Origin of the sequence: Nostoc sp., from assembly GCF_036917095.1 — a bacterium.
Lineage (GTDB): Bacteria > Cyanobacteriota > Cyanobacteriia > Cyanobacteriales > Nostocaceae > Nostoc.
The window spans coordinates 43,881-65,338 of sequence record NZ_JBALFH010000041.1; the positions used below are offsets into that span (position 1 = coordinate 43,881).

Annotated in this window: 25 protein-coding genes; 10 read left to right on the forward strand and 15 right to left on the reverse strand. The window is 43.8% G+C overall.

The window, feature by feature from the left end; all coding sequences use genetic code 11:
* Positions 1–86 precede the first annotated feature (86 nt).
* On the reverse strand, positions 87–887 hold the full coding sequence (locus V7L01_RS22240) for a DUF6816 family protein (protein ID WP_335038537.1): 801 nt from the start codon (positions 885–887) through the stop codon (positions 87–89).
* A gap of 118 nt (positions 888–1,005) precedes the next feature.
* Here V7L01_RS22240 and V7L01_RS22245 point away from each other — a divergent pair, with 118 nt between their 5' ends.
* Positions 1,006–1,344 carry a carbon dioxide-concentrating mechanism protein CcmK gene (locus V7L01_RS22245; RefSeq protein WP_335038872.1) on the forward strand — a complete coding sequence of 113 codons (339 nt, stop codon included), beginning with the start codon at positions 1,006–1,008 and terminating at the stop codon, positions 1,342–1,344.
* 5 nt (positions 1,345–1,349) lie between these two features.
* On the opposite strand, the gene V7L01_RS22250 is transcribed toward V7L01_RS22245, so the two are convergent.
* From V7L01_RS22250 to ffh, 5 genes are all read right to left on the reverse strand, one after another.
* Positions 1,350–1,754 (reverse strand): ChuX/HutX family heme-like substrate-binding protein, encoded by a 405-nt coding sequence (locus V7L01_RS22250; protein ID WP_335038539.1) that lies wholly within the window; start codon positions 1,752–1,754, stop codon positions 1,350–1,352.
* A gap of 119 nt (positions 1,755–1,873) precedes the next feature.
* Positions 1,874–2,827, reverse strand: coding sequence for a PhoH family protein (locus V7L01_RS22255; protein WP_335038540.1), 954 nt, complete (start codon positions 2,825–2,827; stop codon positions 1,874–1,876).
* A 360-nt stretch (positions 2,828–3,187) separates the two neighbouring features.
* Complete coding sequence (locus V7L01_RS22260; protein WP_335038542.1) at positions 3,188–3,622, reverse strand: KH domain-containing protein; 435 nt, start codon at positions 3,620–3,622, stop codon at positions 3,188–3,190.
* Positions 3,585–3,845 (reverse strand): 30S ribosomal protein S16, encoded by a 261-nt coding sequence (gene rpsP, locus V7L01_RS22265; protein WP_012409382.1) that lies wholly within the window; start codon positions 3,843–3,845, stop codon positions 3,585–3,587. Before rpsP ends, V7L01_RS22260 begins: the two co-directional genes overlap by 38 nt.
* A 304-nt stretch (positions 3,846–4,149) precedes the next feature.
* Positions 4,150–5,616, reverse strand: a complete 1,467-nt coding sequence (gene ffh, locus V7L01_RS22270) for a signal recognition particle protein (protein WP_335038544.1) — start codon at positions 5,614–5,616, stop codon at positions 4,150–4,152.
* A 355-nt stretch (positions 5,617–5,971) separates the two neighbouring features.
* On the opposite strand from ffh, the gene V7L01_RS22275 reads away from it, so the two are divergent.
* The gene (locus V7L01_RS22275; RefSeq protein WP_335038546.1) at positions 5,972–6,478 is read left to right on the forward strand and encodes a DUF1993 domain-containing protein; all 507 of its coding nucleotides are present in this window, start codon (positions 5,972–5,974) and stop codon (positions 6,476–6,478) included.
* A gap of 192 nt (positions 6,479–6,670) precedes the next feature.
* Positions 6,671–7,315 (forward strand): DsbA family protein, encoded by a 645-nt coding sequence (locus V7L01_RS22280; protein WP_335038548.1) that lies wholly within the window; start codon positions 6,671–6,673, stop codon positions 7,313–7,315.
* Between the two features lie 147 nt (positions 7,316–7,462).
* Here the strand turns inward: V7L01_RS22280 and V7L01_RS22285 are convergent, their stop codons facing one another.
* Positions 7,463–7,927: a hypothetical protein gene (locus V7L01_RS22285; RefSeq protein WP_335038551.1), complete on the reverse strand. Its 465-nt coding sequence runs from the start codon at positions 7,925–7,927 to the stop codon at positions 7,463–7,465.
* Between the two features lie 53 nt (positions 7,928–7,980).
* On the opposite strand from V7L01_RS22285, the gene V7L01_RS22290 reads away from it, so the two are divergent.
* A complete protein-coding gene (locus V7L01_RS22290; protein ID WP_335038554.1) occupies positions 7,981–8,379 on the forward strand; it encodes a hypothetical protein in 399 nt (132 codons plus the stop codon).
* A 31-nt stretch (positions 8,380–8,410) separates the two neighbouring features.
* Here V7L01_RS22290 and V7L01_RS22295 read toward each other — a convergent pair whose 3' ends face one another.
* Together V7L01_RS22295 and V7L01_RS22300 are read right to left on the reverse strand one after the other, a co-directional pair.
* Positions 8,411–9,793 carry an aminopeptidase P family protein gene (locus tag V7L01_RS22295; protein ID WP_335038556.1) on the reverse strand — a complete coding sequence of 461 codons (1,383 nt, stop codon included), beginning with the start codon at positions 9,791–9,793 and terminating at the stop codon, positions 8,411–8,413.
* A 47-nt stretch (positions 9,794–9,840) separates the two neighbouring features.
* Positions 9,841–10,101: a hypothetical protein gene (locus V7L01_RS22300; RefSeq protein ID WP_335038558.1), complete on the reverse strand. Its 261-nt coding sequence runs from the start codon at positions 10,099–10,101 to the stop codon at positions 9,841–9,843.
* Positions 10,102–10,421: 320 nt separating this feature from the next.
* On the opposite strand from V7L01_RS22300, the gene V7L01_RS22305 reads away from it, so the two are divergent.
* Together V7L01_RS22305 and V7L01_RS22310 are read left to right on the forward strand one after the other, a co-directional pair.
* Complete coding sequence (locus V7L01_RS22305) at positions 10,422–11,222, forward strand: PhzF family phenazine biosynthesis protein (RefSeq protein WP_335038560.1); 801 nt, start codon at positions 10,422–10,424, stop codon at positions 11,220–11,222.
* Between the two features lie 99 nt (positions 11,223–11,321).
* Positions 11,322–12,065 (forward strand): class I SAM-dependent methyltransferase, encoded by a 744-nt coding sequence (locus tag V7L01_RS22310; protein WP_335038562.1) that lies wholly within the window; start codon positions 11,322–11,324, stop codon positions 12,063–12,065.
* A gap of 83 nt (positions 12,066–12,148) precedes the next feature.
* On the opposite strand, the gene V7L01_RS22315 is transcribed toward V7L01_RS22310, so the two are convergent.
* Complete coding sequence (locus V7L01_RS22315) at positions 12,149–12,385, reverse strand: hypothetical protein (RefSeq protein WP_335038564.1); 237 nt, start codon at positions 12,383–12,385, stop codon at positions 12,149–12,151.
* Positions 12,386–12,529: 144 nt separating this feature from the next.
* Between V7L01_RS22315 and V7L01_RS22320 the strand changes: the two genes are divergently transcribed.
* Positions 12,530–12,970 carry a DUF4332 domain-containing protein gene (locus tag V7L01_RS22320; RefSeq protein ID WP_335038566.1) on the forward strand — a complete coding sequence of 147 codons (441 nt, stop codon included), beginning with the start codon at positions 12,530–12,532 and terminating at the stop codon, positions 12,968–12,970.
* Positions 12,971–13,004: 34 nt separating this feature from the next.
* Here the strand turns inward: V7L01_RS22320 and V7L01_RS22325 are convergent, their stop codons facing one another.
* Positions 13,005–13,619 carry a TetR/AcrR family transcriptional regulator gene (locus tag V7L01_RS22325; protein WP_335038567.1) on the reverse strand — a complete coding sequence of 205 codons (615 nt, stop codon included), beginning with the start codon at positions 13,617–13,619 and terminating at the stop codon, positions 13,005–13,007.
* A 148-nt stretch (positions 13,620–13,767) separates the two neighbouring features.
* Here V7L01_RS22325 and V7L01_RS22330 point away from each other — a divergent pair, with 148 nt between their 5' ends.
* Positions 13,768–15,411 (forward strand): M16 family metallopeptidase, encoded by a 1,644-nt coding sequence (locus V7L01_RS22330; RefSeq protein ID WP_335038569.1) that lies wholly within the window; start codon positions 13,768–13,770, stop codon positions 15,409–15,411.
* Between the two features lie 45 nt (positions 15,412–15,456).
* Entirely contained in the window at positions 15,457–16,974 is a 1,518-nt protein-coding gene (locus V7L01_RS22335) for a M16 family metallopeptidase (RefSeq protein WP_335038571.1), read from the forward strand.
* Between the two features lie 65 nt (positions 16,975–17,039).
* Here V7L01_RS22335 and V7L01_RS22340 read toward each other — a convergent pair whose 3' ends face one another.
* Positions 17,040–17,213: a hypothetical protein gene (locus tag V7L01_RS22340; protein WP_335038574.1), complete on the reverse strand. Its 174-nt coding sequence runs from the start codon at positions 17,211–17,213 to the stop codon at positions 17,040–17,042.
* A gap of 52 nt (positions 17,214–17,265) precedes the next feature.
* Here V7L01_RS22340 and V7L01_RS22345 point away from each other — a divergent pair, with 52 nt between their 5' ends.
* Positions 17,266–17,913, forward strand: a complete 648-nt coding sequence (locus V7L01_RS22345; RefSeq protein ID WP_335038874.1) for a Uma2 family endonuclease — start codon at positions 17,266–17,268, stop codon at positions 17,911–17,913.
* A 243-nt stretch (positions 17,914–18,156) separates the two neighbouring features.
* On the opposite strand, the gene rpmB is transcribed toward V7L01_RS22345, so the two are convergent.
* The 3 genes from rpmB to V7L01_RS22360 form a co-directional block, all read right to left on the reverse strand.
* Positions 18,157–18,393 (reverse strand): 50S ribosomal protein L28, encoded by a 237-nt coding sequence (gene rpmB, locus V7L01_RS22350; RefSeq protein WP_335038576.1) that lies wholly within the window; start codon positions 18,391–18,393, stop codon positions 18,157–18,159.
* 143 nt (positions 18,394–18,536) lie between these two features.
* Complete coding sequence (gene htpG / locus V7L01_RS22355) at positions 18,537–20,525, reverse strand: molecular chaperone HtpG (protein ID WP_335038577.1); 1,989 nt, start codon at positions 20,523–20,525, stop codon at positions 18,537–18,539.
* 236 nt (positions 20,526–20,761) lie between these two features.
* Positions 20,762–21,400, reverse strand: coding sequence for a class I SAM-dependent methyltransferase (locus V7L01_RS22360; protein WP_335038579.1), 639 nt, complete (start codon positions 21,398–21,400; stop codon positions 20,762–20,764).
* Positions 21,401–21,458 lie beyond the last annotated feature (58 nt).

Genomic DNA, 21,458 nt, shown 5'->3' on the forward strand with positions numbered 1-21,458 from the left:
TGCACACTGTCCAAGGGCGCGATCGTAAACTTGGAATTTATATACTACAAATGTATTACATTGTAGTCAAGGGCTATAGATTTAAATCACTCCTTTGGAGTAGTAGGCATTTGTGCGCGGACAAATTCTAGGCGATAGCGATAGAGAGCAACTGGTCGAGAACCAGCTTTAAAGTAATCTGGATCTTGGGGTGAAAGATAGACAGCAGTAACTTGATCTGCCTCAATTGCCGGATTAGCTGTTGAAAGTTTATGATAAGCGGTGGTAGATTCTACAGAGTTTAAATAGGGGCGTGAACCACCTTTAAATAGTTGTTGAAACAGTTCTGTAGTGATGAATTTGCCATCTGGGGTAGTTTCTATACCTCGTGCAGTCACAATCGAAACTAGTTGGCGACTGCTACGCAAGAACGTAATTTGACGATTAGGTGAATCTGGATCTACTTTGACTAATAACACTGCTTCATCCCCTAAATAAGCTCTTGCTAAATTCAAGCTATTAAACGCTCTATCTGCTACTAAATTTGGGGATTTGTAGTCTATCTTAGGTAATATTTTTAACCCGGAAACATGTGGTTGCTCTTTCACAAATCTTACTACAAAACTCACAGGCTGATTTAATTGCCGACGATTACCTTCAAAACCTGGAGTTACAATTTCTGGTGCCAAAGGTGCAGCTAAATCTACCAAAGTACTTGTAACTTGCCAATAGCCAGCCATCCATTCCGGGTAAACTAAATCACCGGAAGCTGGTTGCACTGAAGTTAACTTTTCCCATTGGGGAAAATTTGCTAAACGTTCAGACAACTCTCCTGCAAGAGCTTCACCACCCCACAAAAGGAATAAAAACAGCAAGAAAAAACTCCAAATCGCCTTTATTGTAAGCATTAGCAGTTTTGTAGTTAACGTTTATTATTTATCGATTAAAAATTAAGTAAGTTTGTGTAAAAAATTAAAACTTTGTAGTAAGATGTTTGACCTTACAATCCCGAATTATGGTTATAGCATGACATTGGCACTAGGTATGATTGAAGTTTATGGCGTTCCCACAGCGGTGGAAGTGGGAGATGCTATGTGTAAAGCTGCCCGTGTAACCCTTGTTGGTTATGAAAATACCGATTTGGGACAAATTACCGTATTAATTCGGGGGGTTGTGGGCGAGGTGAATGTGGCGGTGACAGCAGGACTAAATGCGGTGCTGCGAGTTAACGGTGGCGAGGTGCTTTCTTCTCATATTATTCCCCAACCCCACGAGAATTTAGAATATGTTTTACCGATTCATCGCAGCGTTAATGTGGAGCAGTTCAGTGCAGATATCCGATTTCCTCCACCCCTATCAGTTTAGCTGTATTAAATTTCTGCTGGTAAAGGTTGCCAAGTATCTCCATACTGTTCTCGTAAAAACTGCCAAGCTTCCACCTGTCCTGGTTCATATTCTCCCGGTTTTCCCCATTGCAAAAATAGGCTTAAAGCAGACTCCTGTTTATCATCTAAAAACCGGATAGCATAGGTTGTAAAATTGCCTCTTTTTGCTTCACCTGTTTCAAACTTTACTTGAATAATTCTGTCCATATTCAAGTGAAACTCAAAGCCTTCGGTGTGCATATTCGCATACTTCCCTTTAGGCAATTCTGCATAAAATAGCTTTTCTATTTTGCCTCGCGCTTCTAATACAGCAGCGCTACTAGTAACAATTAAACGCAAAGTTCCAAGAGTCTCGCAAGCTTCTAAAAATTCTTTCAAAGTAGTACTCATAAATTGTTATCCTCTGTCAGTTTTTTGACCAATGACCAATAACTAATGACTAATGACTAATGACTAATGACCAATGACTAATGACCAATGACTAATGACCAATGACTAATGACTAATGACTATTTTTCGTATTGTTCATAAGCCGCGACAATGCGCTGAACTAAAGGATGACGCACGACATCTTTTTGAGAAAATTCGCAAAAGGCAATGCCTTCAACGTGTTTTAAAATTTGTAAAGCCACTCCTAAACCTGATTGTTGGTGAAGTGGTAAATCAGTTTGTGTCATGTCGCCTGTAATCACCATCCGCGAACGGAAGCCCAAACGAGTCAAAACCATTTTCATCTGAGCGGGTGTAGTATTTTGAGCTTCATCGACAATTACAAAAGCGTTATTGAGGGTGCGTCCCCGCATATAGGCAAGTGGTGCGACTTCAATCACACCGCGTTCCATTAAACTGGGTACTTTTTCGGGGTCGATGAATTCATAAATAGCATCGTAAAGTGGGCGAAGATAGGGATTAACTTTTTGCTGTAAATCTCCAGGCAAAAAACCGAGTTTTTCACCGGCTTCGACGGCAGGGCGAGTTAAGATCAGCTTTTCAAACTGGTTAGCAAGGAGTGCTTGTACGGCGACAACAACAGCGAGATAAGTCTTGCCTGTTCCGGCGGGGCCAATGCCAAAAGTGAGGTCGCGCCTACGGAGTGCGTCGATATATTGACGCTGGCGGAAGGTTTTGGCACGGACTTCTTCACCCCGGCGACTTTTGGCGAGGACATTTCGCTGTAAATCTTGCAGTTCCCCTTGCCGATCGCTATCTATAGCTTGACGAGCTGTTAAAATATCGGCACTGGAAATGACATTGCCTTTAATCCAGAGGTCTTCAAGCGATCGCACTAATCGAGAAGCCAGATCGATTTGCCCTTCAGTACCAGAAATCAGTAATTCCTGTCCGCGTAGCACTAAAGTGGCCCCTGTTTGCCGAGATAGGGTTTTGAGATTTTCTTCTCCATCTCCGGCTAGAGCGATCGCACTGGGAATATTGGGCAGCTGAATCGTTAAGGCACCTGCCATAGTATTTCTTAATTGGTGAGGATCTGTGTTTGACAAAGGTTAATATTTTCTCGTTAACGGCGAAATTAGGCTTTTATTACTTATTTTTTGAAAAAATATTTGCAACAAATTAATCGGCTATAGTCAACTTAACGTTAAAAGGGCGGTTATAAACCGCATCTAGACAAGCAAAACCCACGGAGGTGGGTTTCAAAAACTCAATGTTTCCTTAATCCGCAGAGGCGGACTACCCTACGGGAACCCGCAAAGCGTCTATGTTTGTGTCACCGCGAATTTTATTCGCCCTCTTGAATTTCCATCTTTATAAAAATTCTGAGCGGAGGTAACTACAACCGCTCAGATTTGCTCTCTAGTTTTAACCTAGCGGAGGCGGGGTTTAACAATGGGTTTAGGCCCATCATTTCCACGTGGTTCTCTCCTAGTCGGCGGTGGCGATCGCTCTTCTGTCTCTTCATCAAAAGACATACCCTCGCGGCCCGGCGTGGTGCTGCCGTAGATATCCAGGTATGTTGATTGCCCAGCTGCGGCTGCGGCTGCGGCAATTACTGTACGAATCGCCTGAATATTGCGTCCCCCTCGACCAAACACTTTCCCTTTATCTGTGCTTTCAAAGGCGATGCGAACCCAAACCCGCTTGAGGGGCTGAGAAATTTCACAATCGACGCTTAGTGTCTCTGGAGATTCCAAAAACGGCTGCACCAAAAATCTAACCAGCCCAACATAGTCGGGGCTAGCTGTTGGCAATTTTGTTCCGAAATTATGATGCGGCTGTTGCACTGACCTGCTCAAAAACATTAGCTTTTACTAGAATGCGACGAACGGTATCAGTGGGTTGAGCGCCTTGTTGTAGTCGCTTGACGATACCGGGAACGTCTAGTCGCACTTCATCAGTTCTGGGGTTATAAAAACCCAATTCTTCTAAGGGACGGCCATCGCGGCGAGCGAGGTTGTTAATGGCTACAATGCGGTAACTTGCTTCCCGCTTTTTACCGAATCGTTTCAAGCGCAGTTTGATCATGGTTGAAGAATCGTTCTCCTGTTGTTAGATATTAGTTAGCAACTAATTGGTGAGGAAGTAACTTAAAATCTGGCTGCTGCCGAGAAATTGAGGGTTAGTTTCCTCTGCTGATAAATTCTGAGGTCGAAATGCTAATTTTAGCACTGCCTAGCATTTGCTGCTATTAGTCATTAGTCATTAGTCCTTTGTCATTAGTCATTTGCAAATTACCAATGCCCAATGCCCAATACTTCTCTACGAGAGGCTGCGCCAACGACTTCGCGGTAGTTGAGCGCAGTCGAAACTCAGTACAAGTGCCCAATAACTAAAGATTACCAAAGCCTTTTTTCTTTTTATCTTTGGGTTTTTTCTTTTTCGTGGCTGGGGCACCATCATAACCTCGCCATCCGGGGGCTGCGGGACGATTGCCTGCACCTGCGAAGGCGTTGCCCATGCCACCACCACCGCCGAACATTCCCGGCATTCCAGGGAAGCCACCTTGACCCATTTGCTGCATGAGCGATCGCATTTTTTGGAAATCACCCACCAGTTTAGTCACATCTGACTCTCTATAGCCGGAGCCAGATGCAATCCGCCGCCGCCGACTGGGAGAACTGGCTAATAAGTCGGGGTCGTGGCGTTCTTGGCGAGTCATGGAGTTGATCATCGCCTCACAGCGCTTTAGCTGGGTTTCTCCCTGCTTGAGTTGATCGTCTGAGAGCTTGTTCATCCCTGGAATCATCTTGATCAAGCCTCCCAGAGAACCCATGTTCTTCAGCATCCGCAACTGCTTGAGAAAGTCAGTAAAGTCAAACTTCGCTGACAAAATTTTCTCCTGCATTTTCTCAGCATCTGCTAAGTCAAACTCTTCCTGGGCTTTTTCTACCAGGGTGAGCACATCGCCCATACCGAGAATCCGCGATGCCATGCGATCGGGATAAAAAGGTTGCAGTGCCTCGACTTTCTCACCCACGCCCACAAATTTAATCGGCGCTCCCGAAATCTTTCGCACCGAAAGCGCTGCACCACCACGGCTATCACCATCCAGCTTGGTGAGAATTGCCCCAGTAATTCCGATCTGCTCGTGGAAGGTGCGGGTAAGATTTGCCGCCTCTTGACCAGTCATCGCGTCCACCACCAAGAGAGTTTCATGGGGTTGGACAGTTGCTTTGATGCGGGCTAATTCCGCCATCATGTCTTCGTCAATTTGCAGGCGTCCGGCAGTATCAATAATTACTGTGTTGACACCTTCTGCCCTAGCGCGTTCTACACCTTGCCTTGCAATTTCTACGGGATCGGCGTCGCTTCCTAGTTCAAATACTGGTACGTCAATTTGCTTACCCAACGTCACCAATTGGTCGATCGCTGCTGGGCGATATACGTCTGTCGCCACCAACAAGCAGCTACGGTCTAATTTACGGAGGTGTAAGGCTAACTTAGCGGTAGCTGTGGTTTTACCAGTACCTTGCAACCCAGCCATTAGCACGATGGTAGGCTGTTCCTTGGCTTCTGCTATGGGAACATTTTCTTCTCCCATCACCTGCACCAGTTCATCGTGAACAATTTTGATGAACTGTTGGTCAGGTCGCACGCCGGTAACCACCTCGGCTCCCTGTGCCTTGGCTTCGACTTCGCTAATAAAATCTTTGACTACCTGGAGATTGACATCTGCTTCCAACAGGGCGCGGCGCACTTCGCGCAATGCATCTTGAATGTTGGATTGAGAAATTTTGTCCTGTCCCCGCAGTTTTTTCCAGGCGGATTCTAAACGGTCAGATAATGCATCAAACATAATGTAATTACAGGTAGTTCGCCAATGGGGAATTCTAAACCGCCGATGAATGCGATTTGGAATTTCCGCTAAAGTTTTAACGTGCTATCTACCAGCTTAGTATTTTTCACCGCGACTGTAGCAACCAGATACGGATTGATAAAGAGGCAGAGGGGCAAAGGGGAAGGTGGGGTTCCCTCTGGGGGTAAGGGGCGGGGGTAAAGGTATGGAATTTTCCCTTCCCCCTCTTCATGACGATCGCGCGTTTATGTGTAGCGCTTATTCGATGCGATAGATTTATACTGAGCGAATCACACTACTTATCTCAACAAGACCCCAACTCTACAAAGATTGAACTTTTTCTGGAGAAATATCAATGACCATTTCAATGTATCAAGCTTCAATACCAGTGTTCATTCGCACACTGAATAACCTTATAAGTATTCTTGAAAAAGGTGCTACATATGCAGAAACCAAAAAAATAGATCGACATGTGTTGGTCAATAGTCGTCTATTCCCAGATATGTTTCCATTGTCAAGACAAGTACAAATTGCCTCTGACATAGCAAAGAGAGGTGCCGCACAATTAGCAGGGGCAGAAGCACCCAAGTTTGAGGACAATGAAACTACATTGCCCGAACTTATTGACCGCGTTCAGAAAACTATCTCTTATTTAGACACATTTAAACCCGAACAAATAGATGGTTCGGAAGATAAAACAATTACCATTACGCAGGGTGACAAGAGCCTATCTTTTGAAGGAATGCCATTTCTCCTATATTTTGTTTTGCCAAACGTTTATTTCCATGTCACAACAACCTATGACATTCTCAGACACTGCGGTGTAGAGCTTGGCAAAAAAGACTTTCTAGGCAAGCCTTAACGCTCCGCAGTCTAAGAGCGAACTGATTTTCATTCTCTGTATCGGGTGAGCGTATAGCGGCTAAATGTGTCGCCCGATAATTCCTATTATTGTTATCCAACACGTGGGGATTGGGGACTCTGTGATTGAATATTGGCTACTGCTGCGATCGCTAATTCGTAATATTATCAGTAAGTAGCTACGGTAGCCAAGATGTCGCAGCGAATCAAAGTATACTCATACTCGATATACCACTCGTCAAATTCATATATTGGTATTGCTCTTGCCGAAAAAGCTTTGCGCGGATTGCCTGTTGATATTGAACGACGACCAATCTACATACCGAAGGAACGAGGTATAAAGGTAGCTAACCTTCAAGGACGCAGTGAAAGCGCCGTGTTATCGTCGTATCACAAAGAAGATTGTCTGCGGTGGGCGAAAAAGTACGGCATTGAAATACGGCTCAAGGAGTTTGAAGAATTTGGTAGGTGGGTCAAGCGCTGGGAGAAAATGAAGTTTGGTCGCGAAGAACTTCCCGCGAGAGCCTATTACGCTGCTTGTGGAACTGGAAAGGAGCATCTGCTTGATGCCGCTTTCTTTCGAGCGACATACATTGACCTACTTGATGTCAACGATGAGTCTGTGATTAAGAAAGTAGCAAATGATGTTGGGTTGAATGGCGATCGCATTCTTGAGTTAATCTACGGAGAAGCAGCAAAACTTGCAGCAGTGGCAGCTTTGGCAGAATACGAACAGTTTGGCTGTCCCGGAGTCCCGACTTGGGTAGTCGAAGGCGAGAGATTTTGGGGAAAAGATCGCGTTGATTGGGTTGTCGATAAGGTAAAGCAATTATCTTAACTCTTTCTAAAGAGTCACCCTTTTAGAGAACTCCAAAAAATAAATTACTCAATTCCTCCATCCAAGAGGACTAGCAGATATCTTCTTCCCCTGCCTCCCCTGCCCCCTGCCCCCTGCCCCCTGCCCTAAAAGCGATGGGATATTTTTTTAATTTGGACGCTGTTGTTGGTAAAAGCGGACAACTTTTTGCACATACTCAGCAGTGAAGCCTTTGTCACAACCTGTGTAGCTACCAGTCATCCACCAACAAGCTGCGCCACGCACAGATGCAATTTCATTATTGGTGGCACGGAACTGATTGGTTAACTCACGGCGCGTGATACATGATACAACTTGTCGGGCGATCGCAGGGCTGTTTTCAAATTGCGTTGGTGTTAGTTCTCGTTTGAGACAAGTTCTTGTCCAGCCTTTGAGGGTTTCTGGTTTAACTTGCCATTCGCTGTAAAGTCCATCGTTGGGATTTTTTGTTTGCGGTGCAGCTTGTCGCAATGCTTCTACCATTGCCGCAACTTGGGTATTAGAAACCGGCTGCTGTGCTTGAGCTAATAATGGTAATAATCCGAAGCTGACAATAACTCCGTTCAGGAGTAATCCTATGGTTTTTTTTCTCATGAATTTGGAATTATTTTATATATCATGAGGTATCATATTATATTTTTTTACTTATGCGAATAGCTAAACGGAATGATTGGAAAACAGAACCTATGCTTTCTGCTTACACAAATATAACAGTAGAAAAACTTTACTCACAGGAAGAATTCGACAGAATTGCTGCTGGAGTTATTCCAGAGCAGATGGAAGATAAGTGGTTCATTTTCTATGAGGCTCCTTGGCTATATTTACATCGTAGTTGGACTGGTTTTTGCATTTTCAAAGTGCGTTTTGAGGTAGTTGGAGAAAGCGTAAAGATTGCTGAAGTGCATGTAAATCGAGATCCAGCACAACACCTTAACACCGACCATGAGCGCGATGCCTCTTTGTTAGGAATCTTGCTGGATTCACGAGCTAAACGTGATGTCCGAAATCAAATGCTCGGCTACATCAAAGGTGAATCCAGTAATTAAGCATCTATTATGAATGGCTGTCAGTATGAACTCAGGCATTGACTAGATTTTCGACAGCATCGGCATCATTTGGTAATGCGGCTGTTAAAACTTCGCTGCCTTCTGTTGTAACTAAAACATCATCTTCAATGCGGATTCCGCGCACATCGGCAAATTCAGATAAACGTTGCCAATTGATGACGTTTTGATATTTTGAGCGTAGTTGAGCATTATTTAAAATTGCTGGTACTTGATAAAAACCAGGTTCAATTGTGACTAACATTCCTGGACGCAAAGGACGATTTAAACGAAGGTAGCCTAAGCCAAAGCGATCGCTTCTTTCACGTGCCTCTTCATACCCAGCTAAATCGCCCAAATCTTCCATATCATGGACATCTAAACCCAGTAGATGACCGATACCATGAGGGAAAAACAGCGCGTGGGCATCCATTTCTACTAAATCTTGGGGATTTCCTTGGAAAATGCCTAACTCTACTAAACCTTCAGCTATGACTGTAGCAGCTAGCAAATGAATATCCCCATACTCTACACCAGGGTGTATTTTGGCAATGCAAGCATCGTGGGCTGCCAGCACCACATCATAAATATCTCTTTGGGTAGATGAAAATTTACCCGAAACTGGCCATGTTCGAGTCACATCTCCAGCCCAACCCATCTCAGTTTCAGCACCAACATCGGCAAGCAGTAAGTCACCTGGTTGTAGGGGGTGGTGATACTGCTCGTTATGCAAAACTTCACCGTGGACGGTGACAATACTGTTGTAGGAAGTGGTCATATTGCGGGCAATAATAACCCCTTCCATCGCTGCCCGAACTTCTGCTTCCAGCTTCGCTTTAGGTGTTGCTGCCATACCAGCTTTGTGGGCTTCAACAGTGACAGCCGCAGCTTTTCGCAACTGAGTTAATGCAGCTTCATCGTGAGTGAGGCGGAGAGAAACGATCGCTTTAGCTAACTGCAAGTCAATTCCTTCGGGAGGACTTTGCGGTAAAACCCATCTATTTAATAGCTGCGTCTGCTGCGTCCAAGTCGCTGCATCTTGTACAGCAAGTGTAGCGGCATCTTCTACCCAAGACTCTAATTCTGCCATTGGTCGAGCTACATCCGCCCCAATCTTCTGGGCTATTTCCCCGCGCGTTGGCATTTCTCCATGCCAAAGGGCACTGCTGGGTGACGGATCGTCGATGAATAGTTCTAGCTTGCCACCTTCTAAACGAATTGCCGCCTTCGATAACGGCAGTCCGGCAAAATAGAGGAAATGACTGCTAGCGCGGAACACAAAGGGATTTGCTGGAAAGTTGCGCGGACTGTTGCTACCTGACCACAGAATTACTGGAAAATTAATCAGGTTGGCTAGTTGTTGCCGTCGGTGGCGTAAAGTGTCGATTAGGGAAGTAGAAGTTTGTTGGATAAGCATAAATGGAAACTCAAAGAAAAGGATAAAGGCGATCGTTCTGCGTTTCGTTAGTCGTTATCTTCTTTATCGTCATCGTCTTTATCATTCTTGCGATCGCGATGTTTGTCATCATCATTTTTGTCGTTGTCGCTTTCCTGTTTAGGCTGTTGGATAGGTTGTACGGCTGGTTTTTGTTCCTCAGTTGGGGCAAGCCGCTGCGGTACTTCAACAACACAGCTAACTAATCCTCCAGAAATTAGCGCTAAGTTGACAGCAGCAAAGATGCTTCTGAAGATTTTTATCCTCATGTTTCCGTTTTGCTTTAACATTGACCCTAGTTTTTGGAGATTATATTACTAATTTCTAAGGTAACGTGAGTTCGATGAACCTCTCCCTGTCTTGAATTAAAGTTCAAATCTGCCCCTCTTGCCCGTCCTGACTTTTCACGTTATGTGGAAAAGCCAACGATTGACCTAACCCCCTAACCCTCTTCCCGACGCGGGAAGGGGGAAAATTCAAAGTCTCTCTCCTAAAAGCATGAGAGAAATAGAAGAGAGGTTTTCCAGATACCGTGAAAAGTCAGCTTGCTCATCGGAGAGGGACAGTTTTGTGTAGTAGAATCTTTTTTCCAACTTTCAAGGTGATTTTGATGGGACAAATCATTACTCAGGTTGATGCTTTTACCAATACAGTTTTTGCAGGTAATCCTGCTGCTGTTTGTGTTTTGCCTACTCCCCAAGACGAACGCTGGATGCAGAATGTCGCGCAGGAGATGAATTTATCTGAGACGGCTTTTCTAGTTAGACAGGATGATGGCTTTAATCTGCGTTGGTTTACCCCCACGGTGGAAGTACCGCTTTGTGGTCATGCAACTTTAGCTAGTGCCCATGTACTTTGGTCAGAGGGGCATTTGTCACCTGATGAAGTTGCGCGTTTTTATACCAAAAGTGGAGTGCTGATTGCTAAGTTGCAAGGTGAGTGGATTGAATTAGATTTTCCTGTCAACCACTCACGAGTAATCATCGGGCCTCCAGAACTCAAGACTGCTTTGGGTGTACCATACAGATTTGTCTTGCAGAATTCACTAAGTTATTTAGTGGAATTACAATCGGAAGATTTAGTGCGGCAAATGCAGCCTGATTTTCAACTACTCAAAACCTTACCAATTGGTAAAGTTATAGTTACTAGCTTGACTAATCCTGATTCAGATTATGATTTTGTCTCTCGCTTCTTTGCACCAGAGGTAGGTATTAATGAAGATCCGGTGACTGGTTCAGCCCATTGCTGCCTTGCTGCGTTCTGGCGCGATCGCTTGCAGAAAAATGAGTTTTTGGCTTATCAAGCATCCAGTCGCGGTGGGGTAGTGAAAGTGTATTATGACGGGAGCGATCGCGTCTTTCTCAGCGGACAAGCGGTAACTGTTATGCGAGGTGAGTTAATTACCGCATAGGTAAATGTCGCTGCGAGTTAGGTTGATGCTGAAGTGGCAGGCGGGGAATTTAACTTTTCAGACATTCTTTAATAAAAAACTTGCAAGTGAGGTGAAAAAATGGCAACTGTGTTTGATAACATAGCTCTCCAGTTTCAAAAACTTAACAAATTGCCTTATCGCTTGTATGGTGAGGCATATACATACTTAAATTTAATCGGAGATGTTGCCGGGAAATCAATCCTCGATCTAGCTTGTGGAGAAGGATTTTTCACGCGATTGCTCAAACAGAATGGCGCTGCACGTTTGGTTGGTGTGGATATTTCCTCAGAAATGATTAAATTGGCAAGACTTGAAGAAGCCTCTGTTCCACTTAAAATTGAATATATTATCGGTGATGTCATGGAAATTGGTTCTATTGGCAGCTTCGATCTTGTGGTAGTCTCCTACTTGCTGAATTGCGCTTCAACTAAAGAGCAACTACTCAAAATGTGTCAGGCCATAGCAATTCATCTTAAACCTGGTGGTCGATTCGTCAGTTTGAACAATAATCTAGAACTGCTTCCAGAGTTTTATCATAAACATCAGAAATATGGCATTGCTAGGAGATGTGCCCAGCCCCTCCAAGATGGTACTCCCATAACCTTAACATTGAGCATTCCTGATGAAGGTGAGTCTATCAGTATTGATAACTACTACCTTAGCCAAGCGACTTATGAATGGGCCTTGATGAGTGCTGGTTTTAAAGAAATCCGCTGGCACCGTCCAATAGTCTGTCCCAAAGGCATACAGAAATTTGGCTCCGAGTTCTGGCAGGATTACATTGACTATCCCGATACGATCGGCATTACCTGCCTAAAATAGCTGTCAATGCAGTTGGTTAGGCGCTGTTAGGGAGTTTTGCAAGATATCTAATCTTTGTTAGGGAACTCCAAATAAAAAAATACTCAACTACTTTTTGTGGGGTGGGCGACACGATAGCCCCAAGCCTTGGGCGGACAAGATGTCCACCCCACAAGATTGGATAATTTATTTGTTGGAAGTCCCTTAGGCGACACAATCGCATTGTTAGTCGATACAATCGCATTGTTAGTCGATACAATCGCATTGTCAGGCGAAACAATCGCATTGTCAGGCGGCACAATCGCATTGTTAGTCGAAACAATCGCATTGTTAGGCGGCACAATCGCATTGTTAGGCGAAACAATCGCATTGCAGAAGATTGGGTTAAAATTGCACGGCAATACAAATACTAAACCGCAAAAGCGTACTTTTGCGAACAAGCGACTGTCACAATATTTAAACAAGCCTATATTTGAATTTCAAAAATGTCTGCTAAAAATACAAATAATCGAAGTCGTATCCAATCTCGTGACTGGCCAATTGAGCAATTACCTGGACTGAGCCATGAGGAACAATCTCAACTCCAAAATTGTGGAATTCCTAGCACAGTAGCGCTAATCAAACAAGGTAAAACTCTACAAGAAAGAGTAGCGTTAGCAAATAAACTACAGATTCATCTTCAGTATGTAAATAAATGGATGGCTTTAGCTGACTTAGCGCGTATTCCCAGTGTCGGGACACAATATTGTGGTTTATTGCTCCATGCGGGTATTGGCTCTGTAGTGCAGTTAGCTCAAACTCCAACTCATAGATTGCACCAACAAATTATGCGCTTGCAAGTAGCAACAATGCAACGACGAGATTTGTGTCCAGCAATTGAACTAGTACAACAGTGGAGCCAGCAAGCTCAAGCAATCATTAGTTAAAAATTAAAACTCATAATTCATAACTCATGATTCTTCACTCTTTTGCTAAAACACCATTAAGGAAGATATCAGCGAGTCCTTCTGCCATTTCCTGCATTTGTTGGGGGGAAGCGTCAGGTTCTATGAGAGTGTTGTTAGAAAAACCTGCGATCGCAAACATTCCTAAAAAAACTTTAGCTACCAGCTTGGCATCTCCTTGACGATAAATGCCTTTATCCATCGCTGTTTGAAAAAATGCTTCGCCCACATCAGTCATTTTGGTAATGACTTCTAATTGAATGCGATCGCGCAAGTCGGGGTGAAACTGCACCTCCATAAAACAAACACGCATCAAATCGGCATTTTTTTGAAAGTTCCACATCCGGCGACGCATCACCTGAGCTATGGCTTTATAGCTGCCCATTTCACTTAATTCTGTCAGCAAATCGGTTAAAATCTCTACCCAGCCACTCGTAGCTACTTCCACCAAAATTGCCTTTTTATTGGGAAAATGACGAAAGAGAGTGCCTTCAGCTACACCTGCCGCCTGTGCTAAATCGCGGGTGGTAGTGCCGTCAAATCCCTGAGAGGCAAACAACCGTTGTGCTGCCTGTAAAATCCGGTTGCGCGTCTGAGCCTCTGAGGGTGGGGAAGAATTAAAAACTCGCATAACAGTTATGGTGAGATTTGCGGAACACGATTTGTAGCATTATTGTCTAACGTCAAGTCAAAAAGCCTAATAAGCTTAATACAAGATTAACGTTTTTTGCTAAGTATCTTGTTTTTTAGGTAGTGTCACTTTATCTTAATTTGCGCTTATGAACCAGATCGGTCGGTCAATTTTAGATTTTAGATTGGGGATTTTGGATTGGTCAAATAAAGTATCTGTCATATTGCGGCGGTTGTTTGTCGCTTTGTTGGCTTCGATGGTTTTGTGGTGGGGATTGCTACCAGAAATTGCTCTGGCTCAAACTCAAACGGCACCTCCCCCTCAAGAAACCAAAACTCAAACCCCGCCAGTTCAAAGTTCGATCCAACCTTATCTGGATCGAGTTATCAAACAGTTAACGGAGTTTCGCCTCGATAATGGTCTAAAATTCCTTGTCTTGGAACGACATCAAGCGCCTGTGGTTTCTTTTATTACTTACGCAAATGTCGGTGGTGTGGATGAGCCAGATGGTAAAACTGGTGTAGCTCACTTTCTGGAACATCTAGCGTTTAAAGGTACAACGCGCATTGGTACACAAGACTACAAAAAAGAAAAACCTCTATTAGAAACCTTAGAACGGTTGGATGCCCAAATTAAAACAGCGAAAACTGCTGGTAAAAAAGATGAGGTTGCTCGGTTAGAAACTGAGTTTAAGCAAGTGGAATCGCAAGCAGCCAAGTTAGTCAAGCAAAACGAATTGGGGCAAATTGTCGAACAAGCGGGAGGTGTGGGTTTAAATGCCAATACTTCAACCGAAGCCACCCGTTATTTGTACAGCTTTCCTGCTAATAAACTGGAACTTTGGATGTCGTTGGAGTCGGAGCGATTCCTCGATCCGGTAATTCGTCGTGAGTTTTATAAAGAGAAAGATGTAATTTTAGAAGAGCGACGGATGCGGATAGATAATTCACCTATTGGACAGATGGTGGAGAAATTTATCGATACTGCTTACAAAGCTCATCCCTACAGGCGTCCAGTGATTGGTTATGACAAAGATATTCGCAATCTGACACCAGAAGATGTCCAGAATTTTTTTGATACTCACTACGTACCAAGTAATTTAGCGATCGCCATTGTCGGAGATGTTAACCCGGCTGAGGTAAAAAAACTGGCGCAAACTTATTTTGGCCGCTATCAAGCAAAAACCAAAGCTGTTGAACAAATCCCGGTAGAACCGCCACAACAACAAACACGAGAAGTAACTTTACAGCTAGCTTCTCAACCTTGGTATTTAGAAGGTTATCATCGTCCGGCAATTACCCATCCAGATAATGCAGTCTATGAAATTATTGGCAGTTTATTAAGCGATGGGCGCACATCGCGGTTGTATAAATCTTTGGTAGAAAAGCAGCGTTTAGCTCTAAACGCTCAAGGTTATAGTGGATTTCCCGGAGATAAGTACCCAAACCTGATATTTTTCTATGCTCTCACGGCTCCTGGTCATACGGTTGATGAATTGGCGGTGGCTTTGCGCCAAGAAATTGACAAATTAAAAACTGAACCTGTAGCGGCAGCTGATTTGGAACGGGTGAAAACCCAAGCACGGGCGGGTTTGTTACGTACTCTCGATTCAAATATGGGGATGGCTCAACAATTGCTGGAATATGAGGTGAAAACTGGCTCTTGGCGGAATTTATTTAAGCAGTTGGATGATATTTCGGCGGTGACGACGGCTGATATTGCGCGAGTGGCTAAGGAGACATTTACGCCGAAAAATCGCACGATTGGGAAGTTGTTGTCGAAAGAAGCTTAAGAGAAACGAACCGCGAAGGCGCAAAGGGCGCAAAGGTAAAGAGATATGCAGAGGTACAAGGTGAAGGGTAAAAGGCGGATGGCGTTTAAGATTCAGAATGGGAAGGGGTTGATTTATGCTTTGATTGGTGTATTTGCGTGTTTACTTTTAACTTGTAATTTTTCTTTGGCGGCGACGGCTGAGGCCAAGCATTATACAGAGTTGCAGTTACCACCGCTACCTGAGATTAAGTTACCTAAGTATGAGCGGTTTGTGCTTCAAAACGGCTTGGTTGTCTATTTAATGGAAAATCGCGAATTGCCGTTGGTAAATGGGACGGCGTTTGTGCGGACAGGAAATCGCTTGGAACCACAACAGAAAGTCGGTTTAGCTGGTTTCACGGGCGCGGTGATGCGAACTGGAGGAACTAAGCAGCATTCGGCTGATGAACTCAACGAGATGTTGGAACAACGGGCGGCATCTGTTGAAGCTACTATTGGTGAAACTTCTGGTGGTGCTAGCTTTGACGCACTTAGTGAAGATTTAGAAACGGTGTTTGGGCTGTTTGCTGAGGTGCTGCGATCGCCAGTATTTGCTCAAGAAAAGCTAGACTTGGCGAAAACTCAAGCTAAAGGTGGCATTGCGCGTCGCAATGACAATCCAGATGGGATTGCTAGTCGAGAATTTAAGAAATTGATCTATGGGAAAGATAGTCCCTATGCTCGCACGATAGAGTATGCAACGGTGGATCGGGTTAAGCGTGAAGATTTGATCGAGTTTTATCAGCAATATTTCCACCCCAATAATATGATTTTAGGGATTGTGGGGGATTTTGATGCTAAGAAAATGCGATCGCTCGTTCAAGCTAAGTTGGGCGACTGGAACCGCAACCCAGGTGTTGCTAAACCCACATTACCAAAGGTTTCGTCAGCTAATACAGGTGGAGTCTTTTTTGTCAATCAGCCACAACTGACACAAAGTAGTGTGCTTCTGGGACATTTAGGCGGACGGTTTGACAATCCCGATTATGCAGCGCTAGATGTATTAAATGGGGTGTTAAATGGATTTGGTGGACGCTTATTTAATGAATTGCGATCGCGTCAAGGTTTAGCTTACTCTGTCTATGGCCAGTGGAGTCCTCGCTATGACTATCCTGGCATGTTTATTGCTGGCGGACAAACGCGATCGGATGCTACTGTACAGTTTGTCAAAGCTTTACAAGAACAAATCAAGCGCATCCAAAGTCAAAGAGTAACAGCAAAAGAACTCGCTTTTGCCAAAGAGTCTACACTTAACTCCTTTGTATTCAACTTTCAAGACCCCAGCCAAACCTTATCACGGTTGATGCGATACGAATATTACGGCTATCCTGCTGATTTTCTGTTTCGCTATCAAAAAGCTGTCGCCGCCACCACAGCAGCTGATGTGCAACGGGTAGCGCGAGAATACCTCAAGCCAGAAAAGCTTGTGACTCTAGTGGTGGGAAATCAAACCGCGATTAAACCGCCATTGACGCAGCTAGCAGCACAGGTGACACCAATAGATGTAACGATTCCTGGTTCGCAGCCACAGGCGAAGAATTAATCCCTGGTAATCCGCGTTTAGTCACGATAACTTGAGTAACTACTTAAATCAAATAATTTCCTTTACTATCGGGAAATGACTAAGGACAAGTTGTAGTAACAACTAGAAACTAAATCAGGAACCAAAACCTCTGGAGTTACCAGAGGTTTTTTCTCTAAAGTACGCTTTTCTGTAAAAGCGATCGCCCCATACACTTCAATAAAGGGGTTTATTAAGCAGCAAAAATTGTCGCAGCGCATTAGTCAACTGGAGTAAGCTAAATTTAGGTTTGAGCTACTGGGAGTGGAGATGATGTTGTTGGAATTAAAGCGCATCCATGTTCCACCAGGACAAAGAGTGCTACTGCGAGATGTAACCTGGCAGGAATTGGAAGCAATTCTAGAGGATTTAGGCGAACACCGTGCTGCACGAATTGCTTATGATAGGGGAATACTGGAGATTATGGCACCACTGCCAGAACATGAAGACGATAAAGAAATTATTAGCGATTTAGTCAAAGCGCTTTTGGAAGAGTTAGATATTGAGTTTAGATGTCTTGGTTCTACCACTTTCAAAAACCAAGCAATGGCTCAAGGTATAGAACCTGACCAGTGTTTCTATATAAAAAATGAATCCAAGATTCGCGGCAAGAAGCGACTAGATTTAACAGTAGACCCCCCTCCCGATTTAGCTCTAGAAGTTGATATTACTTCTCGCACTCATCCTAATATCTATGAAGCTTTAAAAGTACCTGAGCTTTGGCGTTTTGATAAAGGAAAGCTCCAAATTAATGTTCTGCAAGACGGGCATTATGTAGAGTCTCAGCAAAGCCTAAATTTTCCTAAATTTCAACTAATTGAAACAATTCCCCAATATCTGGAGCAAAGTACAACAGCAGGCAGAAATGCAACGCTCAAAGCTTTTCGTCTTTGGGTACAAAAGCAGATACAACAGCAATAACTGAATAATTCGTAAAGGGAAGAAACGCGATAAATCGCCGAATAATCAATCCTTTGTAGAGACGGCGATTTATCGCGTCTTTGCGATCGTATAATTTTTATCAAAAAACCTTAACCGAACCGTATTGAAAAGCCTACGACTCAAGATGTAATCAGCATTAGGGGCGCACAGCTAGCTGTGCACCCCTAAGAATCACCTGTATTTCACGTTACGAAAGTACTCAGGTTATAAAATCTACATTACTTAGTAATGATTCAGGTTAATGCCAGCTTCTTTTGCCATTGCTTCTAACCCATTAACTTGTAGGGTTTTGATTGCTTTGGTAGACAGCTTCAACTTCACCCAGCGATTTCCGCCTTCCCACCAAACACGCTTGTTTTGCAGATTAGCGTGCTGAAGGCGTTTAGTACGGCGGTGGGAGTGGGAAACAGCAAAAGCGTTATTTGCCTTCTTACCAGTTAGTTCGCAGCGACGGGACATTGCAAGTATCTCCAGATTGTTATTTTAATACAGCCTTTCCATTTTAGGTCTTAGGCAGCAGAAGTGGAGAAGGGAGTGGGAAGCAGGGGGCAGGGGGCAGGGAGCAGGGGGAGAAGAAGCAATGCCCAATGCCCCACTCAGCACTACTTACTAGCTTGTTCCGTTAGCTTGGTGAGTACCTCATTCGATCGCTCGACGAAAGATTTCATCCCCTCGGCGTCAAATCCTTTCTGAGACATCAGCGCTAAATCGTAAACGTGTTGACAAATCAAGTTGACTAACTGATTTGTAGACGATTCACCGTCACCTTGAATAATACTACCTTGGTTCAGATTTGCCAGATTTTGAATCAACGGATGAGCAGTATTCACCAGCAAAATGTGATCTTCGGGAAATTCTGCTGTTCCCTGCTGCATCATGGCGTTCATTTCTCGCAGGCGGCGGAGAATCTCTGGTAGAAGAACCATCGCAGGTGGTGTCCCTTGAGGATCGTCTGATTTCAAAGCTTCGGTGCGGATGTTGAGTTTGGGTTTGTTGAGGGATTTTTCAAATAACTCTTTGATCGTCTCACTCCGAGTTTTATTCGTCTTGGGATCGACAATTTCCTTATCTTTATCTTGTTCCAGCAGAGTATTATCTAAATCTGAGTCTACCCGCGTAAACTTGACATCCTGATATTCGCGCTCTAGGAAGTTGATAAAGTGAGTGTCGATGAAGGAGTCCATAAACAGGACTTCCAAGCCTTGATTTTTGTGCAGTTCTATGTAAGTAGATTGGGTTGCTTCATCAGTGCTGTAGAAAACCCGATTTTCGTTGCGTTCTTTGTTGCGTTCGAGGTACTCTTTCAGCGTGGTGTAAGGAGCGCTAGGTGTTGAGTTCTCAGAACTGGGTGAAGGAGTCACATCTTGCCAAGCATCACCGTCTGAAGACTGGACTTCAACCACTGGAGTTTCAGCAGCAACTTTTTCTGTCAGCTTGGCGGTGGTGCGGAAGACGATGATATCTTCGATTTGTTTTTTGAATTTCTCGTCGTTGAGAACGCCAAATTTTACAAAAGTACCAAGATCCTTCCAAGCGCTAATGTATTGTTCGCGGTTGTCGCGGAAAAGTTCTTTGAGGCGATCGCCTACTTTTTTGGCAATGTAATCACCAATTCGCTTCACGGTGCGATCGCCTTGCAAGGCACTCCGCGATACGTTTAGCGGAATATCGGTACTATCAATCACACCCCGCATCGGCATCAGAAATTGCGGGATAATTTCTTCGCAGTTGTCGCTAACAAAAACTTGATTGCAAAATAGTTTGATCTGCCCTTTGGTAACATCTACATCTGGCCTCATTTTCGGGAAATACAGAATCCCGTTGATGATAAAGGGATAGTCAGTATTTAGATGTACCCACAACAGCGGTTCTTCCTGAAAAGGATACAAGTAGCGGTAAAACTCTAAATAATCTTCTTGACTCAGATTACTCGGAGACTCTCGCCACGGTGCTTTTTGCTTATTTACTACTTCACCGTCGAGTTTAATTGGGACTGGCAAGAAGTCGCAGTAGGTCTTGACAAGATTCTTAATTCGTGCTGATTCTAAAAATTCCTCCTCTTCTCCTTGCAGGCTGAGAGTAATAGTAGTACCGCGAGTTGTTCGGGGCGATTCTTCTAGGGTGAATGCTGGCGAACCATCACAAGTCCAGTGAACCGCCTGCGCCCCTTCTTGATAGGAGAGAGTATCAATTTCTACCTTTTGCGCCACCATGAAGGAAGAGTAGAAACCAAGACCGAAGTGCCCAATTATCGGTTGATCTGATTTGCCTTCATATTTATGAATAAATTCTTCAGCACTAGAGAAGGCAACCTGATTGATATATTTCTTAACTTCTTCTGCGGTCATCCCGATACCGTTATCGGAGATGGATAGGGTTTTATTATCTTTGTCAATGGCAATTTCAATTTCCGGTTCGCCAATATCTCCAGCGTAATCTCCAGCGCGGGATACCATTTTCAGCTTTTGGATGGCGTCTACAGCGTTGGATACCAGTTCCCGCAAGAAGATTTGGTGATCGGAGTAAAGCGACTTCTTGATGATCGGGAAAATATTCTCAGTATGAATACTGATAGTGCCTTGTTCTAGCATAATTGGTAATTTTCGATGTTAGTATCTGAAATGATGATAGTGGCTAATACAGCCTAGTCCTCTGTTTTCCAGGATAAACCCGGAGAACATAGGAGAGCATGATACCAATTAGGATTTTAAAAGCATAACTTAAGCGATCGCACCTTTTTTGAGCATTGTTTGCCCCCATTTTCTGATTCGGATTTCCCTACTCCCGATTTTCAACGCAGGTTAACTAGCCTAGTTGAGACTGCTGTTTAAATATTGTTTGTTTTTTCCAACACCAAAAAATAGTGGTACGGATAAGTTGGATCGATAAATTCTTGCTTGACAGTTAGCCCAGCATTGGCAACAGAGTTTAAAATCCGCTCTTTGGGATATCCTTTCAAACCCATTTCCCAGTAATGTTCGTCACATACTGGCGTTGTACTCCAGAATTTTGGCACATTGAATAACAAATGCCTTGGCCTACCTGAAAAAGAGGTTTTGATCTGAAATGACAAGTATTGAGTGCAATAAGGAATCGAAATCACCAAAAATTTCTTTGTTGCTTCTGCGAGTTTTTTCAGTGCTTCTTCTGACTGTTCGTAAGGAAAGTGTTCCAGTACTTGAAACAAGACGATCGCATCAAATTTATCTTTCGGTAATGAAAAATCTGTTGTCAGATCCAAAATTATTTCTGGCTTGAGATTGGGGTCAACATCAGCAGTAGTAACGTTGTATCCATTGTTCTTCAAAATGTCCGTTAACAAAGAATTAAAAATCCCAATTTCCAGAACGTTTTTTACCTGATTACCCAGCGAAAAAATTAGACGCAACTGGTGGTGGTAACTGATAAGCCGATTTTTTGATAAATATTCCGAATTTCTAATATCTAAGGAGGTGATGAGTTGCATAAATAATGCCTACCTAACCTGAAGGATTGACAAATGTGGTGGGTATACAAATACAGGA